Origin of the sequence: Xenorhabdus sp. SGI240 (genome assembly GCF_040081915.1) — a bacterium.
Taxonomy (GTDB): domain Bacteria; phylum Pseudomonadota; class Gammaproteobacteria; order Enterobacterales; family Enterobacteriaceae; genus Xenorhabdus; species Xenorhabdus bakwenae.
Genome location: NZ_JBEBMB010000058.1, coordinates 1 through 25,938, shown reverse-complemented (window position 1 = coordinate 25,938; position 25,938 = coordinate 1). Strand labels below are relative to the sequence as shown.

Sequence of the window (25,938 nt, the reverse complement as noted above, 5' to 3'; positions counted from 1 at the left end):
TTTAGGTTTAACTAAGAGGAAATGGCAATGGTAGGCAATCATTCTGGTTTTACAGGCAGTATAGTTGCATTGATAACGCCGATGGATTCAGCTGGCCGGATTGATAAGGCCAGTTTGAAAAAATTGATTGATTATCATATCGCCAGTGGTACATCTGCGATTGTGTCTGTTGGAACAACGGGCGAGTGTGCAACACTTAACCATGACGAACACGTTGATGTTGTACTGACAACACTGGAAATGGCTGACGGGCGTATTCCGGTGGTTGCCGGAACAGGGGCAAACGCGACAGCAGAAGCTATCTCTCTGACCAACCGTTTCGAAAACACGGGTGTTGTGGGTTGCCTGTCAGTCACACCTTATTATAATAGACCCTCACAGGAAGGTTTATATTTGCACTATAAGGCAATCGCTGAGAATACTGACTTACCACAAATTCTGTATAATGTGCCATCCCGTACCGGATGTGATTTATTGCCACCGACGGTCGCGCGTTTAGCAAAACTGAAAAATATTGTTGCGCTTAAGGAAGCGACAGGGAACTTAAGTCGTGTTAGTCAGATCCAAGCATTGGTTAGTGATGAAGATTTCATTCTTCTGAGTGGTGATGATGCAAGTTTTGTCGATTTCATGCAGCTTGGTGGCAAAGGGGTTATTTCTGTCACTGCAAATGTTGCAGCAGCGGAAATGGCGCAGTTGTGTGAATGGGTTGAGCAAGGTGAATTTTTGCAAGCTCGTGAACTGAACAGCAGACTGATGGAATTGCATCATCAATTATTTGTTGAACCTAGCCCGACGCCAGTTAAGTGGGCTTGCCGTCAATTGGGGTTGATTGCCGATGATACATTGCGTTTGCCAATGGTTCCGCTAACGCAGGAAGGGCAAATTCCAGTTGGTAGTGCCTTGAAAATAGCTGGATTACTGTAAAATTTTAGGGAATTTTAATGGCAACATTATTGCAAAAATCGAAGGTCATGAAGATTGCTGGACTGTCATTGGTCGTTTTTTTAGCTGCCTGCTCCAGTGATCAGCGCTATAAACGTCAGGTAAGCGGGGATCAATCCTATCTTGACACGCCTCCTCTGAAACTATTGAACATCCCTGCGGGAATGACATTACCACTGCAAAATGGTGAATATAATCTTCCGACAACGTCGGCAACGGGGGCTGTGGGTAAAGATTTGGATATACGTCCTCCATTGCAAGCGCTTGCATTGTTGACGGGTTCCCGCGTTGAAAATAGTGCTAACAGCAGTAAGTTGTTGTTTGAAAATACTCCTGAATACAGTAGTTTATGGTCTCAGGTAAATAATCTTCTGGCGGAAAAAGGGTATAAAATCAGCCAGAAAGATGATGCTGCACAAACCTTAACGACAGATTGGATTACATGGCACCGGGCGGATGAAAGTGTTCCTTATCAGGGGCGTTACCGTATTTCAGTTTCCAAACAGGATTACCAAATAGCACTATCTGTTGCGAACGAAGGTTTGAAACAGGGAGAAAAGGAAATTACCGATCCGGTACAAATCCAGCGTTACAATGTTGTGATGCTGAATAAATTGGCAAGTGACTTAAGCCAGCAACAAGAAACAGCGAGTCTTAGCGGTGCTAAAAATTCAGGTCCACTCTCTGTACAAAGCGGTAGTGATAATACCGGATTGCCGCAAATTATCGTGCGTGCACCATACAACATAGTCTGGAACAGATTGCCATACGTGTTGGAAAGCATCGGTATGAAAGTCACGGATCGTACTCGTTCTACCGGAGCGATAGAGGTGACTTATGAAGAACGTAGTTCTTCTGACTGGAAAGCGCTGGGAGTAGACGCGCCTTCCATCCTCGGAGGAAATTATAAGTTGCAGGTGGGTGATTTGGATAACCGAAGCAGCCTGCAATTTATCAGCGACAAAGGTAAGCCGCTGACCCAATCTGAAAATGATCAGATGGTGGCGGTGCTGGAAGCCGCGTTTAGCCAATCCAAGGATAAGTAATATATAAAAGGGGCCTAGGCCCCTTTTATATTTTGGATGTGTTTTTTGTTTAATTAGTTACGTTTAAAGACGTTATATTTCTGGAGTGTAAAATGCAGAAAAAAGCTGAGTTGTATCGTGGAAAGGCAAAAACAGTGTATGCCACTGACAATCCTGACTTACTTGTGCTGGAATTCCGTAATGATACATCAGCATTGGATGGTGAACGCATTGAACAGTTCGATCGCAAGGGAATGGTGAATAATAAATTTAATCATTTCATTATGAGTAAACTGGAAGACGCGGGCATTCCGACGCAAATGGAACAACGGTTGTCAGATAATGAATCTCTGGTGAAAAAACTGGATATGGTGCCTGTTGAGTGTGTTATTCGTAACCGTGCCGCAGGTTCCCTTGTTAAGCGTTTGGGAGTGGAAGAGGGAATGGTGCTTAATCCGCCACTGTTTGACCTGTTTCTGAAAAATGATGCCAAACACGATCCTATGGTTAATGAATCCTATTGTGAGACATTCGGTTGGGTGAGCAAAGAGCATTTAGCTGAGATGAAACGTCTGAGCTACAAAGCCAATGAAGTATTGAGCAAACTGTTTGATGATGCGGATTTGATTCTGGTGGATTTTAAGTTGGAATTTGGCTTGTTTAAGGGCAAGGTCATATTAGGGGATGAGTTTTCACCGGATGGTAGCCGCTTATGGGATAAGCAGACGATGGATAAAATGGATAAAGATCGTTTTCGCCAAAGTCTCGGTGGCCTGATCGAAGCATATGAGGAAGTTGCACGCCGTATTGGCGTTATTTTGGATTAATGACGCAAACGATTACTTAAAAAAATAGCATAGTAGAAAAGGAAGGATGCTCCGATAATCAAAAGGGCATCCTGTCCCTGTCTTGCACGTTGAATAAGTTTTAAAGCAGGGATTTGGTTATTTGCTTCCAGCCCTTTTGGTGCATACAGCCGTAATAAAATTCGCTTCTAGAACCCGCGTTGACATCCGTCACATAGCTTTCGACCATAGGAACATTTTGACTGTAGTAACCGTTTTTTCCACATTGCTCTTTATTGATACAAGGTTGCTGCACCATTTTCAGTGTTGATCTTTGGGCGACTTCATTTTTGACAGGAAATTGTTGTAATGCTGATAATCTGCATTCAACTTTTGCTTCACTAAAAGGAACAGGATTACTGGTTGCAGGGACCCACTGAGTGGTGCAACCCGCTAAAGAGAGACAGATTATCATGGAGGAGGTTAATTTTTTCATATTTATATCGCTTATACGAACGCATATTAGTTGCAAGGCACTTCTTACAACCTTTCTGCTTTACCTTGGTAAAAAGGCGTTGGTGTTTAAAAGGCTAATTATCAAGAAACAGGGGTTGTATCTTGGTCTATAAGGCTAATTATTTATCAATGTGATTGTTTAAGGCAAGGATGTTAACAAACTACCCATTGTTGCGCTATTACCCAAATTTGGGATGGAACTTGATGAATATTTTTGATTAAGTGCAAAAATTTTAAGTTATCCTCTTTTCCATGCCAGAATTTATGTTGCCTGGTTTAAAAATAGTCAAACATTGTTCTATCGGAGTTTACAGGAAATAAAAGCTCATGAGTCATATCGATCCTACTCTACTTATTTTACTCGTGCTTGCGGGGCTTGGCATCATCAGCCATAACATGACAGTGACACTTGCCATGTTATTTCTATTGGTAGTGCGTATCACGCCCTTGGATCAGTTTTTCCCTTGGGTGGAAAAGTACGGCTTGGCGATAGGTATCCTGATTCTGACTATAGGCGTCATGGCACCTATCGCAAGTGGGAAAATCTCCGCTCAGGAAATTTTTAGCTCGTTCTTAAATTGGAAGTCCCTGCTGGCTATTGCTGTTGGTGTCCTTGTGTCATGGTTGGGAAGCCGTGGCGTGACTTTAATGTCTGGCCAGCCTTCTACCGTGGCTGGATTATTGGTCGGCACTGTATTGGGCGTGGCTCTATTTAAGGGGGTTCCGGTAGGCCCTCTGATTGCCGCTGGCATTTTATCACTGATGATTGGTAAATCGTGACCATGCCGGTAGCCATTTTAGCCATCAGATATTTCACATGTTATGCAGTTCATTTTATGGATAGTTCGCACTATGTATAGCGTATGGGCAATGTTGCAGGCACAAATGCAACAACAGGGACAGCGCCGTTTAGTTGTTTTGAGTGGTGATCCGCAATGGAGTGAATTGATTATCAATCAGCTAACAGAACAGTTTCAAGGGGATTGGCTAACGGTTTCAGCGCATGTAGCGGGGGCCATTGATCCCACAAAAGCCGTCAGCTTGCTTGGCCGTGAATTCTTACATGGTGTTTTTGATGCGACTCAAGGGCTTAATGCTGAGGCATTAGCGATACTGGCTGGCACATTAAAAGCGGGAAGCTGGTTGGTGATGCGCGTACCCGCCTGGTCACAATGGCCCGAACAGCCTGATGAAGATAGTTTGCGCTGGAATGAATCGTCAGGCGTCATTTCGACGCCTCATTTTATTCGCCATATTCAGCAGCAAATCCGCGCATTTCCTGAAGTATTATTATGGCGTCAGGAAATACCTTTTCAGATATCTCAGATACCACCATTGCCTGCAACCGGAGTCTGGCAGATGCCTGATGGCAACCCAACGGTAAGTCAGCAATCTCTTCTTGACGAACTGTTACAGGCCACACGAGGCGTTTGGGTGATCACCGCATCTCGGGGGCGGGGAAAGTCGGCTCTGGCAGGAATGTTAGTGCGATATTGGCAAGGAAAATGCTGGTTATGTGCTCCTGCCAAAATAACCACAGACGTTATTCGACGTTATTCCGCTATCTCAGATTCGGCTGAACAGAAATTTTTGGAGCAAGAAACGCCTTTTTGGTCAGTAGACAATTTGTTGAAATATTGCCGGACGAAAAAAGGTCGACAAAAAAATAAAAGCGATGCTGATTGGTTATTGATTGACGAAGCCGCAGCGATCCCAACGCCACAATTAGCAGAATTAATCCGCCATTTTCCACGAGTATTGTTGACTTCAACAGTCCAGGGTTATGAGGGAACAGGACGCGGTTTTTTGTTGAAATTGTGTGCCGAATTGCCTGACTGCCATATTCGTGAATTGAAAACGCCTATGCGCTGGGCTGAAAATGATCCATTGGAAGCATGGCTGGATAGTGCTCTGTTATTCGATGATAAATCGCTCGTGTATGACACACGATTAAACGCAGAAGAATTGCATTTTCACCTGATATGTCAGCCTGAATGGTTACAACACCCGACCTTATTATTGCGCCAATTTTATGGCTTATTAACCAGTGCACATTACCGGACATCTCCCCTTGATCTGCGGCGATTAATGGATGGTAACGGAATGACATTTTTGGCTGCCCTTTCGGGTTCTCCAGAACATCATCAATCATTGGTTGGCGCTTTGTGGATGGTGAACGAAGGTGGTTTGTCACAGACATTAGCACATGAGATCTGGGCAGGACGTCGACGGCCAAGAGGCAATTTGGTGGCTCAATCCCTGGCGGCACATAGCGGTTTTCCGCAGGCTGCAACTTTACGATCACAGCGGATCAGCCGTATTGCTGTACAAGCTCAATATCGCCGTCGTGGTATCGCACGACATTTGATCATTCAACAATGTCAGGCAGCCAGTCAACAAAAGCTGGATTTCCTCTCTGTTAGTTTTGGTTATACCGCTGATTTATGGGATCTTTGGCAAAAATGTGGTTTTCGCCTGGTAAGAATGGGCACTCACCGGGAAGCGAGTAGTGGTTGCTATACCGCGATGGCTGTTTTGCCTTTGAGTGAGCAGGGAGAGCGATTTGCTCAATCCGCACAACAGCGATTATCCAGAGATGCCAAAGGATTAGGATCGTTACTTGGCTTTACCTTGCCAGTTGAGCATGATGGTGACGAACAGCTCAATGACAGTGACTGGCAGGAATTGGCTGGGTTTGCCTTTGCTCATCGTCCTCTGTCAGTATCTTATTTTGCATTACAGAGAATACTGTTGAAGAGCAATTTGGCCTTGCCTGCGTTGAGAAAGCATCTTCAACAGCGGCTAAGTATCGAACAATGTGTCAGTGAATTATCGCTGAATGGCCGTAAGGCTCTGTTAAAACACTGGCGTGAAGAGGCGGCTGAGGCATTGGCAAGCATCGACAAAATACTTGCCAGCCACTGGAGAGATTGGGTTATTTCTTGCGATCCCGCTGTGGCCAATCATCCTCATCATCCCATTGATCATTAAGATCCCGGTGCGGGGGCAATTCGGGTTTGTTATCTAAGAAAGATTTCTTATCGACGCGACTCAGTGCTTTTACTGCGTTAACAATAATGCCGACGAGCACTAACAGAACAATCCACCAATAATCTATCAACCAATGCATGGTATTTTCCTCAGAATGTTTAGAGCCTCTTCCGTGAGGCTCAGGAGCCTAATGTGTGAAGCAGCTATTTTGCTGATCTGTTATTTTCCTGATTTATATACCCATCCAACGTCAGGATGCGTGTTATATTTCCCCGCGCAGCAGGGAAATATAAGGTCTCGCGTCGTCTTGCGGATTGCAACTTGAAGTTTATCGAGTATCGTTTTTTTAATCTATTATCCTGATGTATTTTTCAAATATATAGGATAGATTGGTTTTTAACCAGTTTATGCCGGCAATATCACGATCTTCCCAGGCATTTAATAGAACGTGTTCATCGAATAAATTTTCGGCTTCATGGGATAATGGCCAATAGCTGATATGCCACGGTTCATAAGCGACACCTGCATCGTGGCGCGTAAAGGGACGGTAGAAATCATACTGAGACATGTTTTCTGTCAACCAATGGGTTAATGGCTCAAAGTATCCGACGTTTTCATACTCCCACGGTTCTAGCTGCAATTTTTTACCTTCTGGTAGCAGAAAGGGATCATAAATATCCAGCTCTGTCCCCCAATGATGGCGGCTTGCCCCTGGCAAAGCTGACCAGCGGAGAATGGCTTTACAGCGTTCTCCTTCATCCATTTTCGAGATATCAAGGGGCTGGCTATTTTCATCTAATACTGGACGCTGACCACAGAATTTTTCATTCCAGATAGTTTGCTGGCGAGTGAAATCACGGAACGAACTGGCAGGTTGTAGCTTAAAACCTGCTTTGGCCGCTTCTTTCTGCATGGCAAGAAACGCTTTGGTGGCATTAAACTGCAAACGGTGATTGCCGGTAAGAGTGATCAGGTGATCAGTGGACAGACCGGTCAAAGCTTCAGGTGTCATCATTTGATTAATTGCTCCATGATACGTTGATAAATCAGGCTCAATTTTTGTAAATCAGTTACTTTGACACATTCATTGGTTTTATGGATGGTGGCATTAATTGGTCCCAATTCCACGACCTGAGTCCCCATCTTAGCGATAAAACGTCCATCTGATGTACCGCCACTGGTTGATAGCTCTGGTTTATATCCACAATAGTGCTCAATGGATTCAACCACAGTGTCAACAAGAACCCCCTTGCACGTCAGAAAAGGCTGGCCTGATAACCACCAGTCAATCTCATATTTTAGATGATGCTTTTTCAGCATATCTTCAACCTGTTGGCGGATCTCGCTGTCTGTCAGTTCAGTGCTGAAACGGAAATTAAATTGCACCCACAATTTACCAGGAATAATGTTATTACTGCCGGTTCCCGCCTGAATATTGGCGATTTGCATACTTGTGGATGGGAAAAATTCATTACCGTTATCCCACTGAGTATTGACGAGTTCTTGCAGGAAAGGTATTGAACGATGGATCGGGTTATCTGCCAACTGTGGGTAGGCAACATGTCCTTGGGTGCCAAAGAGAGTTAAGCTGGCGGTTAGTGACCCCCGTCGTCCGTTTTTAATCATATCCCCAAGGCAGTTCTGGCTGGATGGCTCTCCGACCAGGCAATAATCCAGACGTTCGTGGCGAGAGATTAACTCTTCAACCACCTTGACGGTACCGTTGGCCGCTTTGGCCTCCTCGTCGGAGGTGATCAGAAAAGCCAGACGGCCTTTATGCTCAGGATTTTCTGCGACAAAACGTTCAGCAGCAACAACCATTGCAGCCAGAGAGCTTTTCATATCTGCGGCACCACGGCCATACAGCATTCCATCACGGATAGAAGGTTCGAAGGGCGGCGTTTGCCATTGTGAGATATCGCCGGCAGGAACGACATCGGTGTGCCCGGCAAGGGCTAAAGTGACTCCGCTTCCGCGATAAGCCCAAAAGTTCTGGGTATCACCAAAAGGCATTGGTTCGATTGTAAAACCAATGTCTTGCAGGCGCTGGATAAGCAGTTCCTGACAACCTTGATCATCTGGGCTGACAGAAGGACGTTTGATTAACTGTTGAGCAAGTTCAATTACCGGACAGATCATGATGCTCTCCTTATCTAGTCATGCGAGAAAAATTGTTGATACTGGTCTGCCTTGAAACCGAGTAAATACTTTTCTGTTCCTTCGCTTTTTGAACTTTCTGAGCCTGAAACCAATAGAGGACGTTTTATGATTGAAGGGTGTTCCAGCATGAGTGCCTTGGCCGCTTCTGCATTGTTAATAGCTGCTTTTTGCTCGTCGGGCAATTTGCGCCACGTTGTACCGCGGGTATTCAGGAGAGATCCCCAGCCAACTTGCTCAATAAATGCTTGAAGTAGCTCAGGGGATAGACCATCAACCCGATAGTCATGGAATTGATAAGGTATTTTTTGATCTTCTAACCAACGACGTGCCTTTTTTATGGTATCGCAGTTTTTGATGCCGTAGAGAATGGCTATTTTGTGAGAAAGGGTATCCGGATACAAAGAAGTATTTGACATGATGAGAGCCTTAGTTTTGTCTTGTTCAACATATCCGACATAATGCGGGAAATTGGCTATTTTATCCAGATAACGCGTTTTTGCGCCGACTTTCTGTCTGCTTTTTCCTGGCATTGACGTTACGGGTGTTTAAATTATCGACAAAAATAGATTGCCTGCATTTCAAGTAATAAATTTATAGATAATATCCTTGCTTATTATATGCAAAATTAATTTGTTCCTAATTAATTTATAATTCTTGATAACTCACAATTTCCCCATCGGTAAAAATGAGGGAAATTGTGTTTCGTATTGGGGTGTTAAGCAACAAGCCAATGTTAAATGAACTCTGTTTTTCTGTGTTTCAGATAGATGATAGTGGCTTCGAGACGGGAACGTGATTTAAGTTTTTTCAATAAGTTACGGGTGTGAACTTTCACCGTTTCTTCTGAAATAAAAAGAAAATCAGCAATTTCTTTATTTGTCATTCCTTCTGCAATTTCTTTTAAAACATCTAATTCACGTTTGGTTAATTTTGATAACGGATCAACATAAAGATGGCGAGTGGATAAATATTGATGGACGTTTTCACTGAACACCGCATGACCATCTATGGCTTTTTTTATGTTGTTCAATAGAGAGGTCAGCTCGATATCTTTTAATAAATAACCATTCGCACCGGCATCAACTGCATCGTAAATATCACTTCTGTGATCTGAATCAGAAAGTACCAGGATATAGGAATCAAGCCCTTTGCGGCGGAGAGATTTAATCGTATCAATTCCTGAAAGACCATTGATTTTCAAATCTATCAGAATAATGTCAGGCTTTATTTGGCAAGCGATATTAATTGCGTCTTCGCCATTGCCAGTTTCGGCTGTCACAATGAGTTCTCGTTCTAATTCAATCAACCCTTTTAAGCCGTGACGAATGATAGGATGATCATCCACTATCATGACTGAATGATTATGCATATTCTTTCTCCCATATAGAAATGCAGATTTATGTTTAATAAAACATAAAAGACAGGTTTCTGCTTTATGTTAAATCGCTGTGTGATTTTTATGGAGTATATTGAATCATCATTAATGAGATTCTGAAAATATATCCTGATATAAAAATAGAAATGGCGCAAACAGGTTTAACCACTCAGATGAAATTCACTTTCATAAGAAAATGTGTTTCCTTAATTGCTAATAATTTTCCAAATAAATTTGGATGAATATTTTATAGATTAATTTTTGTTTTTGTAAACTTATTTTAAATGTTAATTTAAAAATCCAGCTTTAATTAATTTATCAGGTTATTAATTGAAGATAAAATACCCCTATATAGGTATCATTAAGGGAATATCTATATAATATTGATTAACGTAACGTCATCATTTGTTTGTTTTTGCACCTTGATGTTAAAGATTATGAACAAAATGCTACTGATATCATGATTTAACCTTCTGTAACTATTATACTGAAACGGTTTTCACTAAGACATGACGCGTAAAGGATCTGATGATGGATGAAAAATTAAAACAAAGTGCTCTTGATTTTCATGAGTTCCCACAACCTGGAAAAATTACGGTTACACCAACCAAGCCATTGGCAACGCAACGTGATTTGGCGTTGGCATACTCACCGGGTGTTGCTGCACCGTGTCTTGAAATAGCAAAAGATCCTTTGGCGGCTTATAAATATACTGCACGTGGCAATCTTGTTGCGGTTATCTCTAACGGCAGCGCTGTCTTAGGGCTGGGTAATATCGGTGCATTAGCCGGTAAACCTGTTATGGAAGGGAAGGGCGTTTTATTTAAGAAATTCTCTGGTATTGATGTTTTTGACATCGAAGTGGATGAATCCAATCCTGATAAATTGATTGATATCATCGCCGCGCTGGAACCCACTTTTGGTGGTATCAACCTTGAAGATATTAAAGCACCGGAGTGTTTCTACATTGAGCAGAAACTCCGTGAGCGCATGAAAATTCCTGTATTCCACGATGATCAACATGGCACAGCCATTATCTGTACCGCAGCCGTGCTGAATGGATTGCGGGTCGTTAATAAAGACATTGGCAAGGTGCGCATGGTGGTATCGGGGGCGGGTGCTGCCTCAATTGCCTGTATGAACCTGCTGGTAGCATTGGGTTTGAAACGTGAAAATATTGTCGTCTGTGACTCAAAAGGGGTTATTTATCGTGGCCGCGAAGAGAACATGGAAAAGACCAAGGCGGATTATGCCATTGAGGATCATGGCAGCCGTACATTGGCAGATGTGATCCCTGATGCTGATATTTTCCTCGGCTGTTCCGGGCCGGGCGTATTGACCCAAGACATGGTGAAAACCATGGCAAAAAATCCGCTCATTATGGCATTAGCCAATCCAGAGCCAGAAATTTTGCCACCATTGGCAAAAGCAGTACGTCCCGATGCCATTATTTGTACTGGCCGTTCTGATTTTCCTAATCAGGTGAATAACGTTCTTTGCTTCCCGTTTATTTTCCGAGGCGCATTGGATGTGGGGGCCACAACAATCAATGAAGAAATGAAACTTGCCTGTGTGCATGCCATTGCTGATCTTGCATTGGCTGAACAAAGTCAGGAAGTGGCTTCTGCCTATGGCGATCAAGACCTGTTCTTTGGTCCCGATTACATCATTCCGAAACCGTTTGATCCTCGCTTGATTGTAAAAATTGCACCGGCTGTAGCGAAAGCGGCGATGGACTCCGGTGTGGCAACCCGACCTATTACCGATTTCGGGGCGTATATTGAGAAACTCAATGAGTTTGTCTATAAGACCAACTTATTTATGAAACCCATCTTTTCCCAAGCCAAAAAAGAGAAGAAACGGATTGTATTGGCAGAAGGGGAAGATGTTCGCGTACTACATGCGACCCAAGAGCTTGTCTCCCTTGGGCTGGCATTCCCTGTCCTGATTGGCCGCCCTGGCGTCATTGAAATGCGGATTAAAAAGCAAGGGCTGCATATTGAAGCGGGTAAAGATTTTGAAGTGGTGAACAATGAAAATGATCCACGTTTCAAAGAATATTGGCAGGAATATTATCAAATGATGAAACGCCGTGGTGTTTCGCAAGAGCAAGCACGTCGTGCAGTGATTGGTAACCCAACGCTGATAGGTACAATTATGGTGCACCGTGGTGAAGCAGATGGCCTGATTTGTGGCACTGTTGGCAGCTACAGCGAACATTATCAGGTCGTAAAAGATGTCTTTGGTTTTCGTCAGGGAGTGCATACCGCAGGTGCCATGAACGCCTTAATGTTACCGATGGGAAATACGTTTATTGCCGATACTTATGTTAATGAAGATCCAAGCCCAGAAGAGTTGGCAGAAATCACGCTGATGGCGGCTGAAACGGTTCGCCGTTTTGGTATTGAACCTAAAGTGGCCTTGCTATCACGCTCAAGTTTTGGCGCTTCTGAATGTGATTCTGCGCAAAAAATGCGTAAGACATTGGCATTGGTTCAGCAAATGGCACCAACACTTGAAATTGATGGTGAAATGCACGGTGATGCTGCGCTGGTGGAAAGTATCCGCCGCGATATTATGCCGGACAGCCCGCTCAAGGGTTCAGCAAATCTGTTAATTATGCCGAATATGGAAGCGGCTCGTATCAGCTATAACTTGCTGCGTGTGACCAGTTCAGAGGGGGTAACTGTTGGCCCGGTTTTGATGGGGGTTGCGAAGCCGGTTCATATCCTGACACCGATTGCTTCTGTACGTCGTATCGTGAATATGGTGGCGTTGGCGGCGGTTGAAGCACAAACAGATCCACTATAAAAATAACTCGCCATTTTAACCATGGTTTGGGATAAATCGGTGAATTACCCTGTTAGGTTTATGCCTGACAGGGTTTTTTAATTTGTAAATAATTCTCATTATCTATAATATGCGGGCAATTTTTTGATGATTAATTTTTTTAATGACTCACAGTTATGCAAACATCTACCCGTATAAAATCGACTTTTTTAACCGGTTCTCTCCTGCTTGGTGGTTGTTTTCTCGCAGGTTGTACCGCAGTTCTAAACAACGCTCAAAATAGCGCTCAGGCAGCGCTGCAAACTCTCCCCGGCGAGTTGATACGATCGGGTGCGGTGCTTGATATGAAAACAGGCAAAGCGATCACGCCAGATCAACTGCGGGAGCAATTGGCAAATTACCCTCGTGTCATTGTTGGTGAAAAACATGACAACCCTTACCATCACCAAATCGAGTTATGGTTAGTGCAACAACTTGGGCAAAAGCGTCCCCAGGGTTCCGTATTACTGGAAATGATTAATCCAAACCAGCAAGAAAAAGTGAATAAAGTGAAAAGTTGGTTGCAGAGTAATCCGATCGTCAGGGAAGAGCGGATCCAGAATTTATTGGCATGGCAACAGGGCTGGCCGTGGAAATGGTATGGTGATTTGGTTATGGAACTGATGAGGGCGTCTTATCCTCTGCTGGCAGCAAATTTGGATCGCAGTGAAGTTGAACAAGCGTATAGAAATCATGATGTAGAAGATAAAAATTCTTTGGTTTCTGATGAGGTCAAAAAGCTGATTGAAGCCACGATTAGACATTCCCATGGCGGAAAGATAGAGCCACAACTACTTTCTGGCATGACTAAGATCCAGCAAATGCGGGATCAACGGATGGCAGAGCAGCTAATGAAGGCTCCATCACCTGCCTTACTGTTTGCCGGAGGATACCACGCGGTAAAAACTATGGGGGTTCCTCAGCACGTCAAAAAAATAGCGCCAAATGAAAAAATAGCTGTCTTTGTCATCGCGGAAGAGGGCGTTTCGTTAGATAACGAATATGCTGATTTTGTTTGGTTTACACCTAAAGTAAGCGAAAATATAACCCAATAAGAGTAAGTATCACAAGGAAGTGACTAATTAACAAATAAAAATAGTTTTCATTTATATATTGAATTGATTATCATTCATCTCCATTTATTATTGACATAATGTGCTATAAGAGATGTTGACGTACACCACGTATCAAAATGCTCACACGGGTCATGTGACAAAATCCTTCCTCGCTGCGATCACACTTCATGCCTTGTTCGTAGGATGGCTGGTTTACAAACCAAAGGATGTGGATCTTGAGGAGCTTCTTCCTCCGCCGGCGGTGATGGTGGAATTGTCAACGCAGACAGAAGCGCTACAAAAAATACAAAAACAGCCGATTGGCATTGAGCAGCAGCTATCCGTTGCCAGTAAGCAGCAGGAGAGCAAAGTTGACGAAATAAACATGCCCAAATTGGATGTAAATGAAAACGCCCTGCTTTTGGTGGATAAGCAGAAGAAAAAAAAGAAAAAACAAGATGCACCGAAGAAAACTCAGCCTGTTAAGCGCGTGAAAGCAAAAGAGCAGGAAAGCGAAAAATCCCACAGTAGTGCCGCGCCAGCAACCAGCAATACGACGGCCGATAATGTGACCGCTCGTACCGCGGCATCCTACGAAAGCAATTCTGATGCTATTGCTGATGCCAAAGCCGTTTGGCAGGCAGAGGTAGCCGGGCACTTAAACCGCTATAAAAAATACCCAGAAGATGCCCAGAGAAGAAGACGAACAGGGCGTCCGATGGTGAAATTTATGGTTAACCCATTGGGTGTCGTAATGAACAGCGAACTCACTCGACGTTCAGGGACTAACTCATTGGACAGGGAAGCAAGGATGGTGTTGGAAAGGGCACAGCCTTTGCCTAAGCCACCTGAAGTTATTTTAACTAATGGTAGTGTTACGGTTGAACTGCCGATAGATTTTTATTTATCTCAATAAAAATACAGGATTGATGGCATGTCACAGCATAAGGCGGCGTTTTCATTAGATACGAAAAGGTCGAATAAAGAAAAGAAAGCTTGCAATAAGGCAGTGCGTGGTAAAAGAGTAATGCTTAGCTTGTTACTCAGTGGTAGTTTATGGAACCACAGTTTTGCTGCTACTGCAATGGAGGAAAACAGGGTGCTACCGATGGCCGCAAAACAGCCGCATAAAATGGAACTCCACGGGGATGTGCGGGTTGATAACTATTATTGGCTGCGCGATGACAGCCATCAGGATAAAAACGTCATTGATTACTTAAAGGCTGAGAATCAATACGCCGAGCAGATGCTGAAATCAGGTCAGGAATTGCGCGAAACTCTCTATAAAGAAATGGCTGATAGAATGAGCAAAGACGATCAGTCCGTTCCTTATACCTATAATGGGTATATTTATCGTACTGTTTACGAGGCAGGAAAAGATTTCCCGATCTATCAGCGCAAACCAGTCGATAATTCAACGGATTGGCAGGTCATGGTTGACGGCAATGAGCGGGCAAAAGGCCATAAGTTCTATCAACTGGGTGGCTTTGCGGTTTCATTGGATAACAAGCGCATCGCAGTGGCAGAGGATACCCAAGGGCGCCGTAACTACAAGATCTCATTTAAAAATGTCAGTAATACCGATTGGCAGAATAATGTCATAGAGAATACTTCCGGCAACATTGTGTGGGCAAATGATGGCGTGACGCTGTTTTATGTGCGCAGAGATCCACAAACGTTGCTGCCTTATCAGTTATTCCGCCACCAATATGGCACTGATAGCCAACAAGATAAAAAAATCTATCAAGAGGAAGATGAACGTTTCTATCTGTCGATATCGGAGAGTACGTCACTTGATTATATTTTGATTTCGAGTACCAGTTACACGAGTTCAGAATATCGACTCATTGATGCTAACCACCCACAATCAGAGCCGCAGGTTTTTTCTGCTCGGCAAGTTGGGCATGAATATGATCTAGACCATTTCCGTGGGCAATTCTATATCCGCTCTAATCGTGAACATCTATTGTTTGGCCTGTATCGGACAGATGCCATTAATAATCCCTGGGAAACCGTGATTGCCCCACAGGAAAATACCGATCTGGAAAATTTTGCCCTGTTCAACGAGGGGTTGGTTGTACAGGAACGGGCTAAAGGATTGCCGTCGATCCGCCAGATTGATTGGAAAACCCGGCAGGAAAAACGGGTTCAATTCGATGATCCGGCCTATATGGCATCATTGGGTTTTAACCCAGAACCCGATACCCATTTCTTGCGCTATAGCTATTCATCAATGACCACACCAAGTTCAGTATTCCAGTGGAATATGCAAACAGGTGAGCGTGAATTGTTGAAACAACAGGCAGTAAAAGGATTTAACAAAGAAAACTATGAAAGCCAGCGCATCTGGGTAAAAGCCCGTGATGGCGTGGACGTCCCTGTTTCTCTGGTATACCGCAAATCTTTGTTCAAAAAAGGCGAGAACCCGATCCTGATTTATGGGTATGGTTCTTACGGTATCAGCATGGACCCTTATTTTAGTTCTGCCTTGCTGAGTTTGTTGGATCGTGGCTTTGTCTATGCCTTGGTGCATGTCCGTGGTGGTGGTGATTTAGGCAAAAACTGGTACTTGCAGGGGAAACTCAAAAATAAGATAAACAGTTTCCACGATTTTACTGATGCGACCAAAACCTTGATTGCTGATGGGTATGGTCATCGCAAGCGCGTTTATGCTGAGGGGGGCAGCGCGGGCGGTTTATTAATGGGTACGGTTATTAATCAGGCACCAGAATTATACCGTGGTGTGATTGCAAAAGTGCCTTTTGTGGATATTTTGACAACCATGCTTGATCCCTCTATTCCATTGACCACGGGTGAATATGAAGAATGGGGTAATCCAAATAACAAAGAAGATTACTTCCGTATTAAGTCTTATAGCCCATATGACAATATTCAACATCAGCGTTACCCTCATTTATTGGTTACGACAGGTTTGCATGATTCTCAAGTACAATATTGGGAGCCGGCAAAATGGGTAGCAAAATTAAGAGAAATGAAACAAGGCGACAGTCTGTTATTGTTAGAGACTAATATGGATACGGGGCATGGTGGAAAGTCAGGGCGTTTTAATCGCCTGAATGATATTGCCTTTGATTATAGTTTCTTATTAATGTTAGATGACGCTAAAACCTATTTTCCAGAATTAGAAGATTAATAAAAATAACTAATTATCACTCAGGATACTGATAATTTTATCAGTGTCTTGGGTGTTTTATGACATAAATTTGTGAAGCAATGTGAGCGGAAATAAATATTCTTCAATTTAGGATAATAGATTAATGAAAACTGTGGCAAAAATAGCTGGAGCCAGCGCAATGCTGATTGGGCTTCAGGGTATCGCGTATGCTGAAAATGGCAATGACGAAAAAAAAGAGAAGGTCATACGATTCAGCAGCCTGAAAGTTTCAGGCTCTCAGGATAATCATCATTCTCCTCAGATTGAGTCCATGGAAAAACCAGGGGCTTATAGTTCTGTAGGGGAAGATCATAAACTAGAATCCGTAGATAGCGTATTGCGTAGCTTACCAGGCACTTATACCCAGATGGATGCGAGCCAGGGGCAAGGGGTTGTAAGTGTTAACATTCGTGGCTTAAGTGGCTTCGGCCGCGTTAATATGATGGTGGATGGTGTCAGCCAAACCTTCTACGGTACGGCGCCGAATGAATTTGCACATGGAGGCCAGCCTTATAATCAGTTTGGGGCTTTGATTGATCCCAATTTTATTGTTCGGGTTGACGTTGCCCGGGGGCAAGCTGACGATGCTGACTCCATTAATGCCTTAGTTGGCAGTGCTAATTTCCGTACCATTGGTATTGATGATGTGATATTAGAAGGCAATAATCTGGGCGTTCGTACTAAATGGACATATGGTAATAATGGTATCGGTCGAAGTGGCATGATGGCTATTGCAGGAAAAACCCAAGCATTTAGCTCAGAAGGTTCTTTGGGTGCACTATTTGCTGTTAGTGGGCACAATATTGAAGCGCATTATAGAAATGCGGATGGTATCAGTAGTGAAGAATTTGGTACCAGAAAAACATTTAAACAAAAACCAAATTCTCAATTGATGAAACTCAATATTAAACCCAATGACTTTCATGATCTGGAATTAAGCAGCCGTCTTTACCATAATAAATTTAACAAGCGTCATGTTGATAATTATGATTATTATTTAAAGTATCATTACACACCATTTAGTGAACTGATCGATGCCAAAATTTTGCTTAGTAAGGCAAATGGAGATCAGCGTTTACAAGGTAATACCGTAAGTGGCTTGGGTAAAAGTGAATCACATAATAAATCTCACGCTATTGATGTTAAAAATACGAGTAGATTTAATTATGCTGATACTGACTTTTCATTTACTCTTGGTAGTAAACTGATACGGACTGTATATAATAAGAAAACAGGTATAGACTTAGCTGAAGGAAAAATATCTACAGAGGAAAATAATTCCTTTGCGCCAAGTGGCGAGCAAGATATTGCCAGCATTTATAGTAGATTTAAAATAGAACGTGGTATTTATACCGCTGATCTGGGATTAAATTATCTGGATTATAGTATGAAAGGATTCAAACCCGCCTGTGAAGAACGTGTAGATTGTTTTCCACAAGGTGAGGCACAATTAAACCTAAAAGAGCGTGGATTTAATCCAAGTATCTTATTATCAGCAGAAATTATTCCTGAATTTCAACCTTTTGTAAGCTATACCCATTCAATGCGAGCACCAAATGCTCAGGAAGTTTTTCATTCCAATGACGGTGGTACTTCTATTAATCCATTCCTGAAAGGGGAGAATGCGGATACCTATCAAATCGGATTTAATAGCTACCACCCGAATTTAATTGTAGATGGAGATACTTTCCGTTTAAAAGCAACGTACTTCCATACCAAAATTAAACATTATATCAGTAGTGATCAGTATATGCTTTGTACTGAAAAGAAACTGTGTAAACTTGATGGAAAATTGACAGCCGAAGAAGAGGGTTCACTTAACCCGAATGTTAGTGCTTATATCTATACCAATAGCGTGAAACCAGTAACTATGAAAGGTTATGAGATTTCCGCTAATTATGATGCGGGTATGTTCTATAGTTTATTGGCATATAGCCAACAGAAAACACAGCAACCGACATCATTAGCGACATATTATATGGGCGCAAGCCCGGAATCACAATTACCAGAACGTTATTTGACATTAGATACCGGTGTTCGTTTCTTGGATGAAAAATTTCGGGTAGGAACTATTATAAAATATACAGGGCAATCTTATCATCAGAGTCCTGAAGATGAGCGGGATGATGATAATAAAATTGTAATGGAAGAATCGGATAAAATTCCAACAATTATTGATCTGTATAGTGATTATCAGATTAACAAAAATTTATTGATTAAATTCTCTGTGCAGAATCTGACAAATCGAAATTATTCTGATGCATTGAACCGTATGAACTCATCACCGATGATGGGGGAGCAAGATGCTAAAACCCAAACTGCCCGTGGCCGAACCTACGTCATGGGCGCAGAAATTCGCTTCTAATTTCTCTAATGGAAAATAACATTTAAATAGGCATATAACGATAGCGGTGAAAATTCACCGCTATCTCAGAAATCTATTTTAATTTCTTTCTGTTATTGACTTTTGTAACCTGCGTTACCTGACTCTCAACCCAGCCATCCTGCAACCGCGTTTTCAGCATATCGCCTGCTTTTACTTGTTTGACTTGCTTTAATAATTTTCCATCAGATACTTCACTGATACTGTAACCGCGACTCAATGTTGCCAGTGGACTGACTGCTTCCATACGTGAACAAGAAACGGCAAATTTTTCCCGATAACGCCCTAATTGCCGTTCAATGGCCTGTCTCAAACGAAAGTCAAGTTGCTGGATAAATGAGTTATAACGCTGAATTTCCCGCTCAGGATGGCGTTGCAACAATCGCTGGTTCAACTTCTCATATGAAATTGAGTTCTGTTTTAGACAACGTAAGACACTATCGGTCAGTTTTTGCCGTAACTCAGCTAAATGATTCTGCTGGCGCGCCAATTGCAAATCAGGACGTTGCTGCTGGAGACGGTGCTGCAATACATTCACTCTCTGTTGTTTTTGGGCAAAGAAATAATCCATTGCCATTTCCAGACGTTGTTGCAGGGATTGTATTTGTCGTAATAACTCTGTCTGATTGCGGCTGACCAATTCTGCTGCCGCAGAAGGCGTTGGTGCCCGTAAGTCAGCGACAAAATCCGCAATGGTGACATCGGTTTCATGGCCGACTGCGCTGACAATGGGAATACGGCTTTGAAATATTGCCCGTGCCACTTGTTCATCATTGAAGCACCATAAATCCTCCAGTGACCCTCCGCCACGACCGACAATCAAAACATCACACTCGTGTCGCACATTTGCCAGTTCGATTGCCCGAATAATCTGTAATGGCGCTTCGGCTCCCTGAACGGCCGTGGGATAAATGACAATTGGCAAGACAGGATCACGGCGTTTCAGGATATGCAGAATATCATGCAGTGCTGCGCCACTGGTGGAAGTGATGACACCGAGTCGTTTGGCAGGAGAGGGGAGTAATTTTTTATGAATTTGATCAAACAAGCCTTCGGTGGAAAGCTTTTGTTTCAACATTTCAAACTGTTGTTGAAGCAAACCCTCTCCGGCAGGCTGGATACTTTCTACAATCAGCTGATAGTCACCCCTAGGCTCATACAAGGTGATTTGTGCCCGAACCAATACTTGCTGACCATTTTGTGGACGAAACGTTGCCCTCAAATTGTGACTGCGAAACATGGCAGCACGAACTTGTGCCCGTTCATCTTTTAACGTGAAGTACCAATGCCCTGACGATGGCTGAGAAAAATTGGATATTTCGGCGGATAGCCAAATTCTGCCCATTTCCAGCTCAAGTAACTGACGAACAGTTTGGTTTAAACGGCTGACGGAAAAAATTCCGGTATTGATTGGTAGTGACATGTGAGCTAGATCAAATTTTAAAACAATGACTTAATTGACTGATATTAATCCCATCATATTACGAATCAAGAATTTTTTTCAAAAAATGCTGGAGGCAACCGATTTCGGCCTGTATAATGCCGCGGCAATATTTTATCCCTCTTATTGCTCCATAGCCTGGTGAGATATTGCCCATGTTACGAATTAAAAAAGAAGCATTAACTTTTGACGATGTATTGTTGGTTCCTGCCCACTCAACAGTCTTGCCTAACACAGCAGATTTGTCCACTCAATTAACTTCCACTATTCGCCTGAACATCCCTATGCTTTCTGCCGCTATGGATACTGTGACGGAATCTTCACTGGCAATCGCACTGGCACAGGAAGGGGGCATCGGCTTCATTCATAAAAATATGTCAATCGAACGCCAGGCTGAAGAAGTCAGCCGCGTGAAGAAGCATGAAAGCGGCGTAGTCACTGATCCTGTCACGGTCACGCCACAAACGACCCTGCGCGAAGTCCATGAACTGGCTAAACGTAATGGTTTTGCGGGTTACCCGGTGGTAACAGAACAAAACGAACTGGTGGGTATCATTACTGGTCGTGATGTGCGCTTTGTGACTGATTTGGATCAGCCTGTGACTGCGGTGATGACGCCTAAAGAACGTTTGGTGACGGTAAAAGAAGGCGAAGCCCGCGAAGTTGTTTTGCAGAAAATGCACGAAAAACGCGTGGAAAAAGCACTGGTTGTTGATGATAGCTTCCACCTGCTTGGCTTGATTACGGTGAAAGATTTCCAGAAAGCAGAACGTAAGCCAAACGCATGTAAAGATGAACAAGGTCGTCTGCGTGTTGGCGCTGCCGTGGGTGCAGGTTCTGGCAACGAAGAACGGGTTGATGCATTAGTTGCTGCGGGAGTCGATGTCCTGCTTATTGACTCCTCTCATGGCCATTCGGAAGGTGTGTTGCAGCGTATTCGTGAAACTCGCGCTAAGTATCCTGATTTGCAAATCATTGGGGGTAACGTAGCGACGGGTGAAGGTGCCAAGGCTCTGGTAGAAGCGGGTGTAAACGCAGTTAAAGTGGGTATTGGTCCGGGTTCTATTTGTACAACCCGTATCGTAACCGGTGTGGGTGTTCCTCAAATCACGGCTATTGCAGATGCGGTTGAAGCACTGGAAGATACTGGCATTCCTGTTATTGCCGACGGTGGTATCCGTTTCTCTGGTGATATTGCCAAGGCGATTGCGGCGGGGGCATCCTGTGTCATGGTTGGCTCTATGCTGGCAGGAACTGAAGAATCTCCGGGTGAAATCGAACTTTATCAGGGCCGTTCATTCAAATCTTACCGCGGCATGGGTTCTTTGGGCGCGATGTCCAGAGGTTCTTCTGATCGTTATTTTCAGACTGATAACGCCGCCGACAAACTGGTTCCTGAAGGTATTGAAGGTCGTGTGGCTTACAAGGGGCTGCTGAAAACCATCGTTCACCAGCAAATGGGCGGTTTGCGTTCTTGTATGGGGCTGACGGGTTGTGCCACCATTGATGAACTGAGAACTAAAGCCGAATTCGTTCGTATCAGTGGTGCAGGTATTCAGGAAAGCCACGTTCATGATGTGACGATCACCAAAGAATCACCAAACTATCGTTCAGGTCTGTAATTTATTGAGAGTGGCCCACCATTGGGTCACTGACTTTTTTATTTTTTAATTGCCACTTGTTTTGGGAATTCACCTCAAATGACGACTAATATCCATCAGCATCGCATTCTGATCCTTGATTTTGGTTCGCAATATACCCAGCTTATTGCCCGCCGCATTCGTGAACTTGGTGTTTATTGTGAACTTTGGACTTGGAATGTCACTGAAGAACAAATCCGTGAATTTAATCCGAATGGTATTATCCTTTCTGGTGGACCAGAAAGTACGACTGAGCACAATAGCCCACGTGCGCCGGAGTATGTTTTCAATGCAGGTATACCTGTGCTGGGTATCTGTTATGGTATGCAAACCATGTCCACGCAATTGGGTGGTCAGGTTTCCAACTCTGATGAACGTGAATTTGGTTATGCGCAGGTTGAAATCAAGAATGATTGTGAACTATTCCGCGATATTCAAGATGCCCTGAGCGAAACAGGCAAACCGCTGCTGGATGTATGGATGAGTCATGGTGATAAAGTGACAGCGATCCCGGCTGATTTCACAACCATTGCCAGTACGGATACTTGTCCGTTTGCCATCATGGCCAACGAAGCGAAACGTTTTTACGGCGTACAGTTCCACCCAGAAGTGACTCATACTCACCAGGGTTTGAATATCCTGAAACGCTTCGTGCAGGATATTTGTCAATGTGAAGCGTTGTGGACGCCTGCCTCTATCATCGACGATATCGTAGAACGTCTGCGTGCGCAGATTGGGGATGACCATGTTATCCTGGCACTGTCTGGCGGCGTGGATTCTTCGGTGACTGCACTGTTGTTAAACCGTGCAATTGGTAAGCGCCTGACTTGCGTTTTCGTCGATAATGGCTTGCTGCGTTTGAACGAAGCGGATCAGGTGATGGCGATGTTTGCCGGTAAATTTGACCTGAACATCGTGCATGTTAAAGCGGAAGACCGCTTCTTATCTGCACTGGCAGGCATTGATGAACCAGAAGCTAAACGCAAAACCATTGGTCACGTATTTATTGATGTATTTGATGAAGAAGCATCGAAACAAACTCAGGTTAAGTGGCTGGCCCAGGGCACGATTTATCCGGATGTTATCGAATCAGCCGCATCTGCAACTGGCAACGCCCATGTGATCAAATCTCACCACAATGTCGGTGGTTTGCCAGAAGATATGAAACTGGGTCTGGTTGAACCGCTGAAAGAGTTGTTCAAAGACGAAGTGCGCCGTATCGGTCTGGAATTAGGCCTGCCATACGACATGTTGTATCGTCATCCATTCCCGGGACCGGGCCTTGGTGTTCGCGTGTTGGGCGAAGTGAAGAAAGAATATTGTGACTTGCTGCGTCGCGCGGATGCGATCTTTATTGAAGAACTGCATAAAGCGGATTTATACAATAAAGTCAGCCAGGCATTTACGGTGTTCCTGCCGGTTCGTTCTGTTGGTGTTATGGGTGACGGTCGTAAATACGACTGGGTTGTGTCCCTGCGTGCGGTAGAAACCATTGACTTTATGACCGCGCATTGGGCGCATCTGCCCTATGACTTCTTGGGTCGTGTCTCGAACAGAATTATTAATGAAGTAGGTGGTATTTCGCGGGTAGTCTATGACATCAGCGGTAAGCCACCCGCAACAATTGAGTGGGAATGATTTAAAACTTCCCCAAGTCTCACCAAATCATCATGATTTTCTAATTAAGGCCCTGATTTCAGGGCTTTTTTGTTTCCATACCTCACCAAGTCACGCCATATAAGCAGGTAATTTTTGACGGTATTTTTGACGGTATTGTAAAATACTTTATAGTATCATGCTCAAAATACCGTCAGAGTTTTTCTTGAGAGTGACGGTATCAAATCAACAAGAATGGTGCCGCTATGCTGACAGATACAAAGATAAAAAACCTTAAACCAGTCGATAAATTATACAAAGTTTCTGACCGTGATGGACTGTATGTAGCCGTAACAAAGTCAGGCACAGTCTCATTTCGTTACGACTATCGCATTAATGGGCGACGAGAAACCGTTACGTTCGGCAAATATGGTGCTGACGGTATTACACTGGCAGAAGCGAGAAGAATGTTAGTTGACGCCAAAAAAATGATTTCTGGTGGTTTATCTCCGTCCACACAAAAGAGAACTGAAAAAAAATTATCTGATAAATCAAATACATTTTCCTTATACGCTGAACTCTATTTTGAGAATGTCAGACTAGCAGACAGCACCAGAAAGATGAAAGTGTCGGTACTGGAGAGAGAAATCCTGACGGTACTAGGACGGTATTTGATGACAGAAATAAATACCATTATGGTCAGAGATTTATGTGAAAAGATAAAGGCGAGAGGAGCTAGAGCTACGGCACTGCAAGCAAGGGAAATAATACAATCGGTATATAATTTTGCTATAGCTCGCGGAGAAACCTTCCAGAACCCAGCGGTGAATATCCGAGCATCTTCTATTGCGACCTTTGAGGAACGAACTCGGACGCTAACACAAAAAGAAATAGGGATATTTTTAAATGCCTTGGATGAGATAGGGGCTATGCAAAGTGTCAAAGCGGCAGTGTGCTTGGTCTTTCTGACTCTAGTGAGAAAAAGCGAGTTGATTAAAGCTAAGTGGAGTGAGGTTGATTTTTCTGATGGTATATGGACCATTCCAGAGGGAAGAATGAAAGCTCGCCGCCCGCATAATGTGTATTTGTCACAGCAAGCACTAGATCTGTTTATTGCATTGAAAACATTTTCAGGAGCATCGGAGTTTGTCTTACCGTTACGCTATGAATTACGGCGGCACATGTCTAATGCTACTCTTAATAATGCAATAAATACAACCATAGCTCACATTAATAAGAAAGGGTATGAATTTGAGCATTTCACAGTACATGATATCCGTCGAACAGGTTCAACTTTATTGCATGAGCTAGGATTTAACACCGATTGGATTGAAAAATGCCTAGCTCATGAACAAAGCGGTGTGAGGGCTGTGTATAACAAGGCTGAATATTCTACACAGAGAGCAGATATGTTGCAGCAATGGGCTAACATGCTTGATTCTTGGAAGTCAGCATACCGTCTCTGAGCATGTTATAGGTGGTCTGTGTTGAAGGTTGCAAGCCGTGTTCTCTGGCTTGTGTTTTCACTGCAATCATCCATGCCTCTACTTCCGCCTCATCCCATACTACTTTTTTACACACTAAAGGAAATCGAGCCGGAAATAATCCGGCTTTTTCCAAACGATCCACTTGAGTCATTGATAACTTAGTTTTTTGAACCAGTTCTTTTTTGTCTAAAAAGTTCATTTCATCTCCTTCTGAATAACCCGCACATAATACGCCAGCACTGATTTAGCGCTGAATTTCATGTGGTTGAGTGGTTTAAATTGGGGTGTGTACTTATCGAGGACTGCGGTCACTGCGGTATCGTCGTATTTGGGTAGTTTTTCCAGTTCTTTGAGGCAATCCCTTGCCACCGTCCTCCTTGCGTTCTCGAATTCGCTAGTCATGGTTAATACGGCAGGAAATATTACCTTTATGCGATTCCCTTATTACTCCTGAGCGTTCATTGTTAATGGTAGAGAACACGGATTCATTTACTTTCCTATCTTTTTGCTTCACGAAATCTGCTACTAATCCAAA

The 25,938-nt window shown here is 43.4% G+C and carries 22 protein-coding genes; 13 read left to right on the top strand and 9 right to left on the bottom strand.

The window, feature by feature from the left end:
- Positions 1–27: 27 nt before the first annotated feature.
- From dapA to purC, 3 genes are all read left to right on the top strand, one after another.
- The gene (dapA, locus tag ABLA76_RS13105; RefSeq protein ID WP_348988249.1) at positions 28–927 is read left to right on the top strand and encodes a 4-hydroxy-tetrahydrodipicolinate synthase; all 900 of its coding nucleotides are present in this window, start codon (positions 28–30) and stop codon (positions 925–927) included.
- A 17-nt stretch (positions 928–944) separates the two neighbouring features.
- Entirely contained in the window at positions 945–1,991 is a 1,047-nt protein-coding gene (gene bamC, locus ABLA76_RS13100; protein WP_348988248.1) for an outer membrane protein assembly factor BamC, read from the top strand.
- A 92-nt stretch (positions 1,992–2,083) separates the two neighbouring features.
- The gene (gene purC, locus ABLA76_RS13095) at positions 2,084–2,797 is read left to right on the top strand and encodes a phosphoribosylaminoimidazolesuccinocarboxamide synthase (protein ID WP_047767981.1); all 714 of its coding nucleotides are present in this window, start codon (positions 2,084–2,086) and stop codon (positions 2,795–2,797) included.
- A 100-nt stretch (positions 2,798–2,897) separates the two neighbouring features.
- Here the strand turns inward: purC and ABLA76_RS13090 are convergent, their stop codons facing one another.
- Positions 2,898–3,251 (bottom strand): hypothetical protein, encoded by a 354-nt coding sequence (locus ABLA76_RS13090; RefSeq protein WP_285810381.1) that lies wholly within the window; start codon positions 3,249–3,251, stop codon positions 2,898–2,900.
- Between the two features lie 347 nt (positions 3,252–3,598).
- On the opposite strand from ABLA76_RS13090, the gene ABLA76_RS13085 reads away from it, so the two are divergent.
- Together ABLA76_RS13085 and ABLA76_RS13080 are read left to right on the top strand one after the other, a co-directional pair.
- Positions 3,599–4,051 (top strand): DUF441 domain-containing protein, encoded by a 453-nt coding sequence (locus ABLA76_RS13085; protein WP_348988247.1) that lies wholly within the window; start codon positions 3,599–3,601, stop codon positions 4,049–4,051.
- Positions 4,052–4,123: 72 nt separating this feature from the next.
- Complete coding sequence (locus ABLA76_RS13080) at positions 4,124–6,262, top strand: GNAT family N-acetyltransferase (protein ID WP_348988246.1); 2,139 nt, start codon at positions 4,124–4,126, stop codon at positions 6,260–6,262.
- Here the strand turns inward: ABLA76_RS13080 and ABLA76_RS13075 are convergent.
- The 5 genes from ABLA76_RS13075 to ABLA76_RS13055 form a co-directional block, all read right to left on the bottom strand.
- Complete coding sequence (locus ABLA76_RS13075; protein WP_072059750.1) at positions 6,207–6,401, bottom strand: YpfN family protein; 195 nt, start codon at positions 6,399–6,401, stop codon at positions 6,207–6,209. The two genes, ABLA76_RS13080 and ABLA76_RS13075, sit on opposite strands and share 56 nt — an antisense overlap.
- 207 nt (positions 6,402–6,608) lie before the next feature.
- A complete protein-coding gene (locus ABLA76_RS13070; protein ID WP_348988245.1) occupies positions 6,609–7,277 on the bottom strand; it encodes a M15 family metallopeptidase in 669 nt (222 codons plus the stop codon).
- Positions 7,274–8,401: a succinyl-diaminopimelate desuccinylase gene (gene dapE, locus ABLA76_RS13065; RefSeq protein ID WP_348988244.1), complete on the bottom strand. Its 1,128-nt coding sequence runs from the start codon at positions 8,399–8,401 to the stop codon at positions 7,274–7,276. The genes ABLA76_RS13070 and dapE overlap by 4 nt, the downstream gene beginning before the upstream one ends.
- A gap of 14 nt (positions 8,402–8,415) precedes the next feature.
- Positions 8,416–8,838, bottom strand: coding sequence for an ArsC family reductase (locus ABLA76_RS13060; protein WP_348988261.1), 423 nt, complete (start codon positions 8,836–8,838; stop codon positions 8,416–8,418).
- A gap of 317 nt (positions 8,839–9,155) precedes the next feature.
- Positions 9,156–9,791, bottom strand: a complete 636-nt coding sequence (locus ABLA76_RS13055) for a response regulator (protein ID WP_047767971.1) — start codon at positions 9,789–9,791, stop codon at positions 9,156–9,158.
- A 537-nt stretch (positions 9,792–10,328) separates the two neighbouring features.
- On the opposite strand from ABLA76_RS13055, the gene maeB reads away from it, so the two are divergent.
- The 5 genes from maeB (at position 10,329) to ABLA76_RS13030 (ending at position 19,221) form a co-directional block, all read left to right on the top strand.
- On the top strand, positions 10,329–12,608 hold the full coding sequence (maeB, locus tag ABLA76_RS13050; protein ID WP_348988260.1) for an NADP-dependent oxaloacetate-decarboxylating malate dehydrogenase: 2,280 nt from the start codon (positions 10,329–10,331) through the stop codon (positions 12,606–12,608).
- 155 nt (positions 12,609–12,763) lie between these two features.
- Positions 12,764–13,681 carry a ChaN family lipoprotein gene (locus ABLA76_RS13045; protein ID WP_348988243.1) on the top strand — a complete coding sequence of 306 codons (918 nt, stop codon included), beginning with the start codon at positions 12,764–12,766 and terminating at the stop codon, positions 13,679–13,681.
- 154 nt (positions 13,682–13,835) lie between these two features.
- Complete coding sequence (locus tag ABLA76_RS13040) at positions 13,836–14,597, top strand: TonB family protein (RefSeq protein ID WP_348988242.1); 762 nt, start codon at positions 13,836–13,838, stop codon at positions 14,595–14,597.
- 168 nt (positions 14,598–14,765) lie between these two features.
- On the top strand, positions 14,766–16,835 hold the full coding sequence (locus ABLA76_RS13035) for a S9 family peptidase (RefSeq protein ID WP_348988259.1): 2,070 nt from the start codon (positions 14,766–14,768) through the stop codon (positions 16,833–16,835).
- 124 nt (positions 16,836–16,959) lie between these two features.
- Positions 16,960–19,221 (top strand): TonB-dependent receptor, encoded by a 2,262-nt coding sequence (locus ABLA76_RS13030; RefSeq protein ID WP_348988241.1) that lies wholly within the window; start codon positions 16,960–16,962, stop codon positions 19,219–19,221.
- Positions 19,222–19,294: 73 nt separating this feature from the next.
- Here the strand turns inward: ABLA76_RS13030 and xseA are convergent, their stop codons facing one another.
- Entirely contained in the window at positions 19,295–20,662 is a 1,368-nt protein-coding gene (xseA, locus tag ABLA76_RS13025) for an exodeoxyribonuclease VII large subunit (RefSeq protein ID WP_348988240.1), read from the bottom strand.
- 173 nt (positions 20,663–20,835) lie between these two features.
- Here xseA and guaB point away from each other — a divergent pair, with 173 nt between their 5' ends.
- The 3 genes from guaB to ABLA76_RS13010 all read left to right on the top strand — a co-directional run bounded on the left by guaB (position 20,836) and on the right by ABLA76_RS13010 (position 25,382).
- The gene (gene guaB, locus ABLA76_RS13020) at positions 20,836–22,302 is read left to right on the top strand and encodes an IMP dehydrogenase (protein ID WP_348988239.1); all 1,467 of its coding nucleotides are present in this window, start codon (positions 20,836–20,838) and stop codon (positions 22,300–22,302) included.
- A gap of 78 nt (positions 22,303–22,380) precedes the next feature.
- Complete coding sequence (guaA, locus tag ABLA76_RS13015; RefSeq protein WP_047767960.1) at positions 22,381–23,958, top strand: glutamine-hydrolyzing GMP synthase; 1,578 nt, start codon at positions 22,381–22,383, stop codon at positions 23,956–23,958.
- Positions 23,959–24,182: 224 nt separating this feature from the next.
- Positions 24,183–25,382: a tyrosine-type recombinase/integrase gene (locus ABLA76_RS13010; RefSeq protein WP_348988238.1), complete on the top strand. Its 1,200-nt coding sequence runs from the start codon at positions 24,183–24,185 to the stop codon at positions 25,380–25,382.
- Here ABLA76_RS13010 and ABLA76_RS13005 read toward each other — a convergent pair.
- Both ABLA76_RS13005 and ABLA76_RS13000 read right to left on the bottom strand, forming a co-directional pair.
- Positions 25,342–25,602, bottom strand: a complete 261-nt coding sequence (locus ABLA76_RS13005; protein ID WP_348988237.1) for an AlpA family phage regulatory protein — start codon at positions 25,600–25,602, stop codon at positions 25,342–25,344. The two genes, ABLA76_RS13010 and ABLA76_RS13005, sit on opposite strands and share 41 nt — an antisense overlap.
- Positions 25,599–25,772: a hypothetical protein gene (locus ABLA76_RS13000; RefSeq protein ID WP_348988236.1), complete on the bottom strand. Its 174-nt coding sequence runs from the start codon at positions 25,770–25,772 to the stop codon at positions 25,599–25,601. Before ABLA76_RS13000 ends, ABLA76_RS13005 begins: the two co-directional genes overlap by 4 nt.
- Between the last annotated feature and the right edge of the window lie 166 nt (positions 25,773–25,938).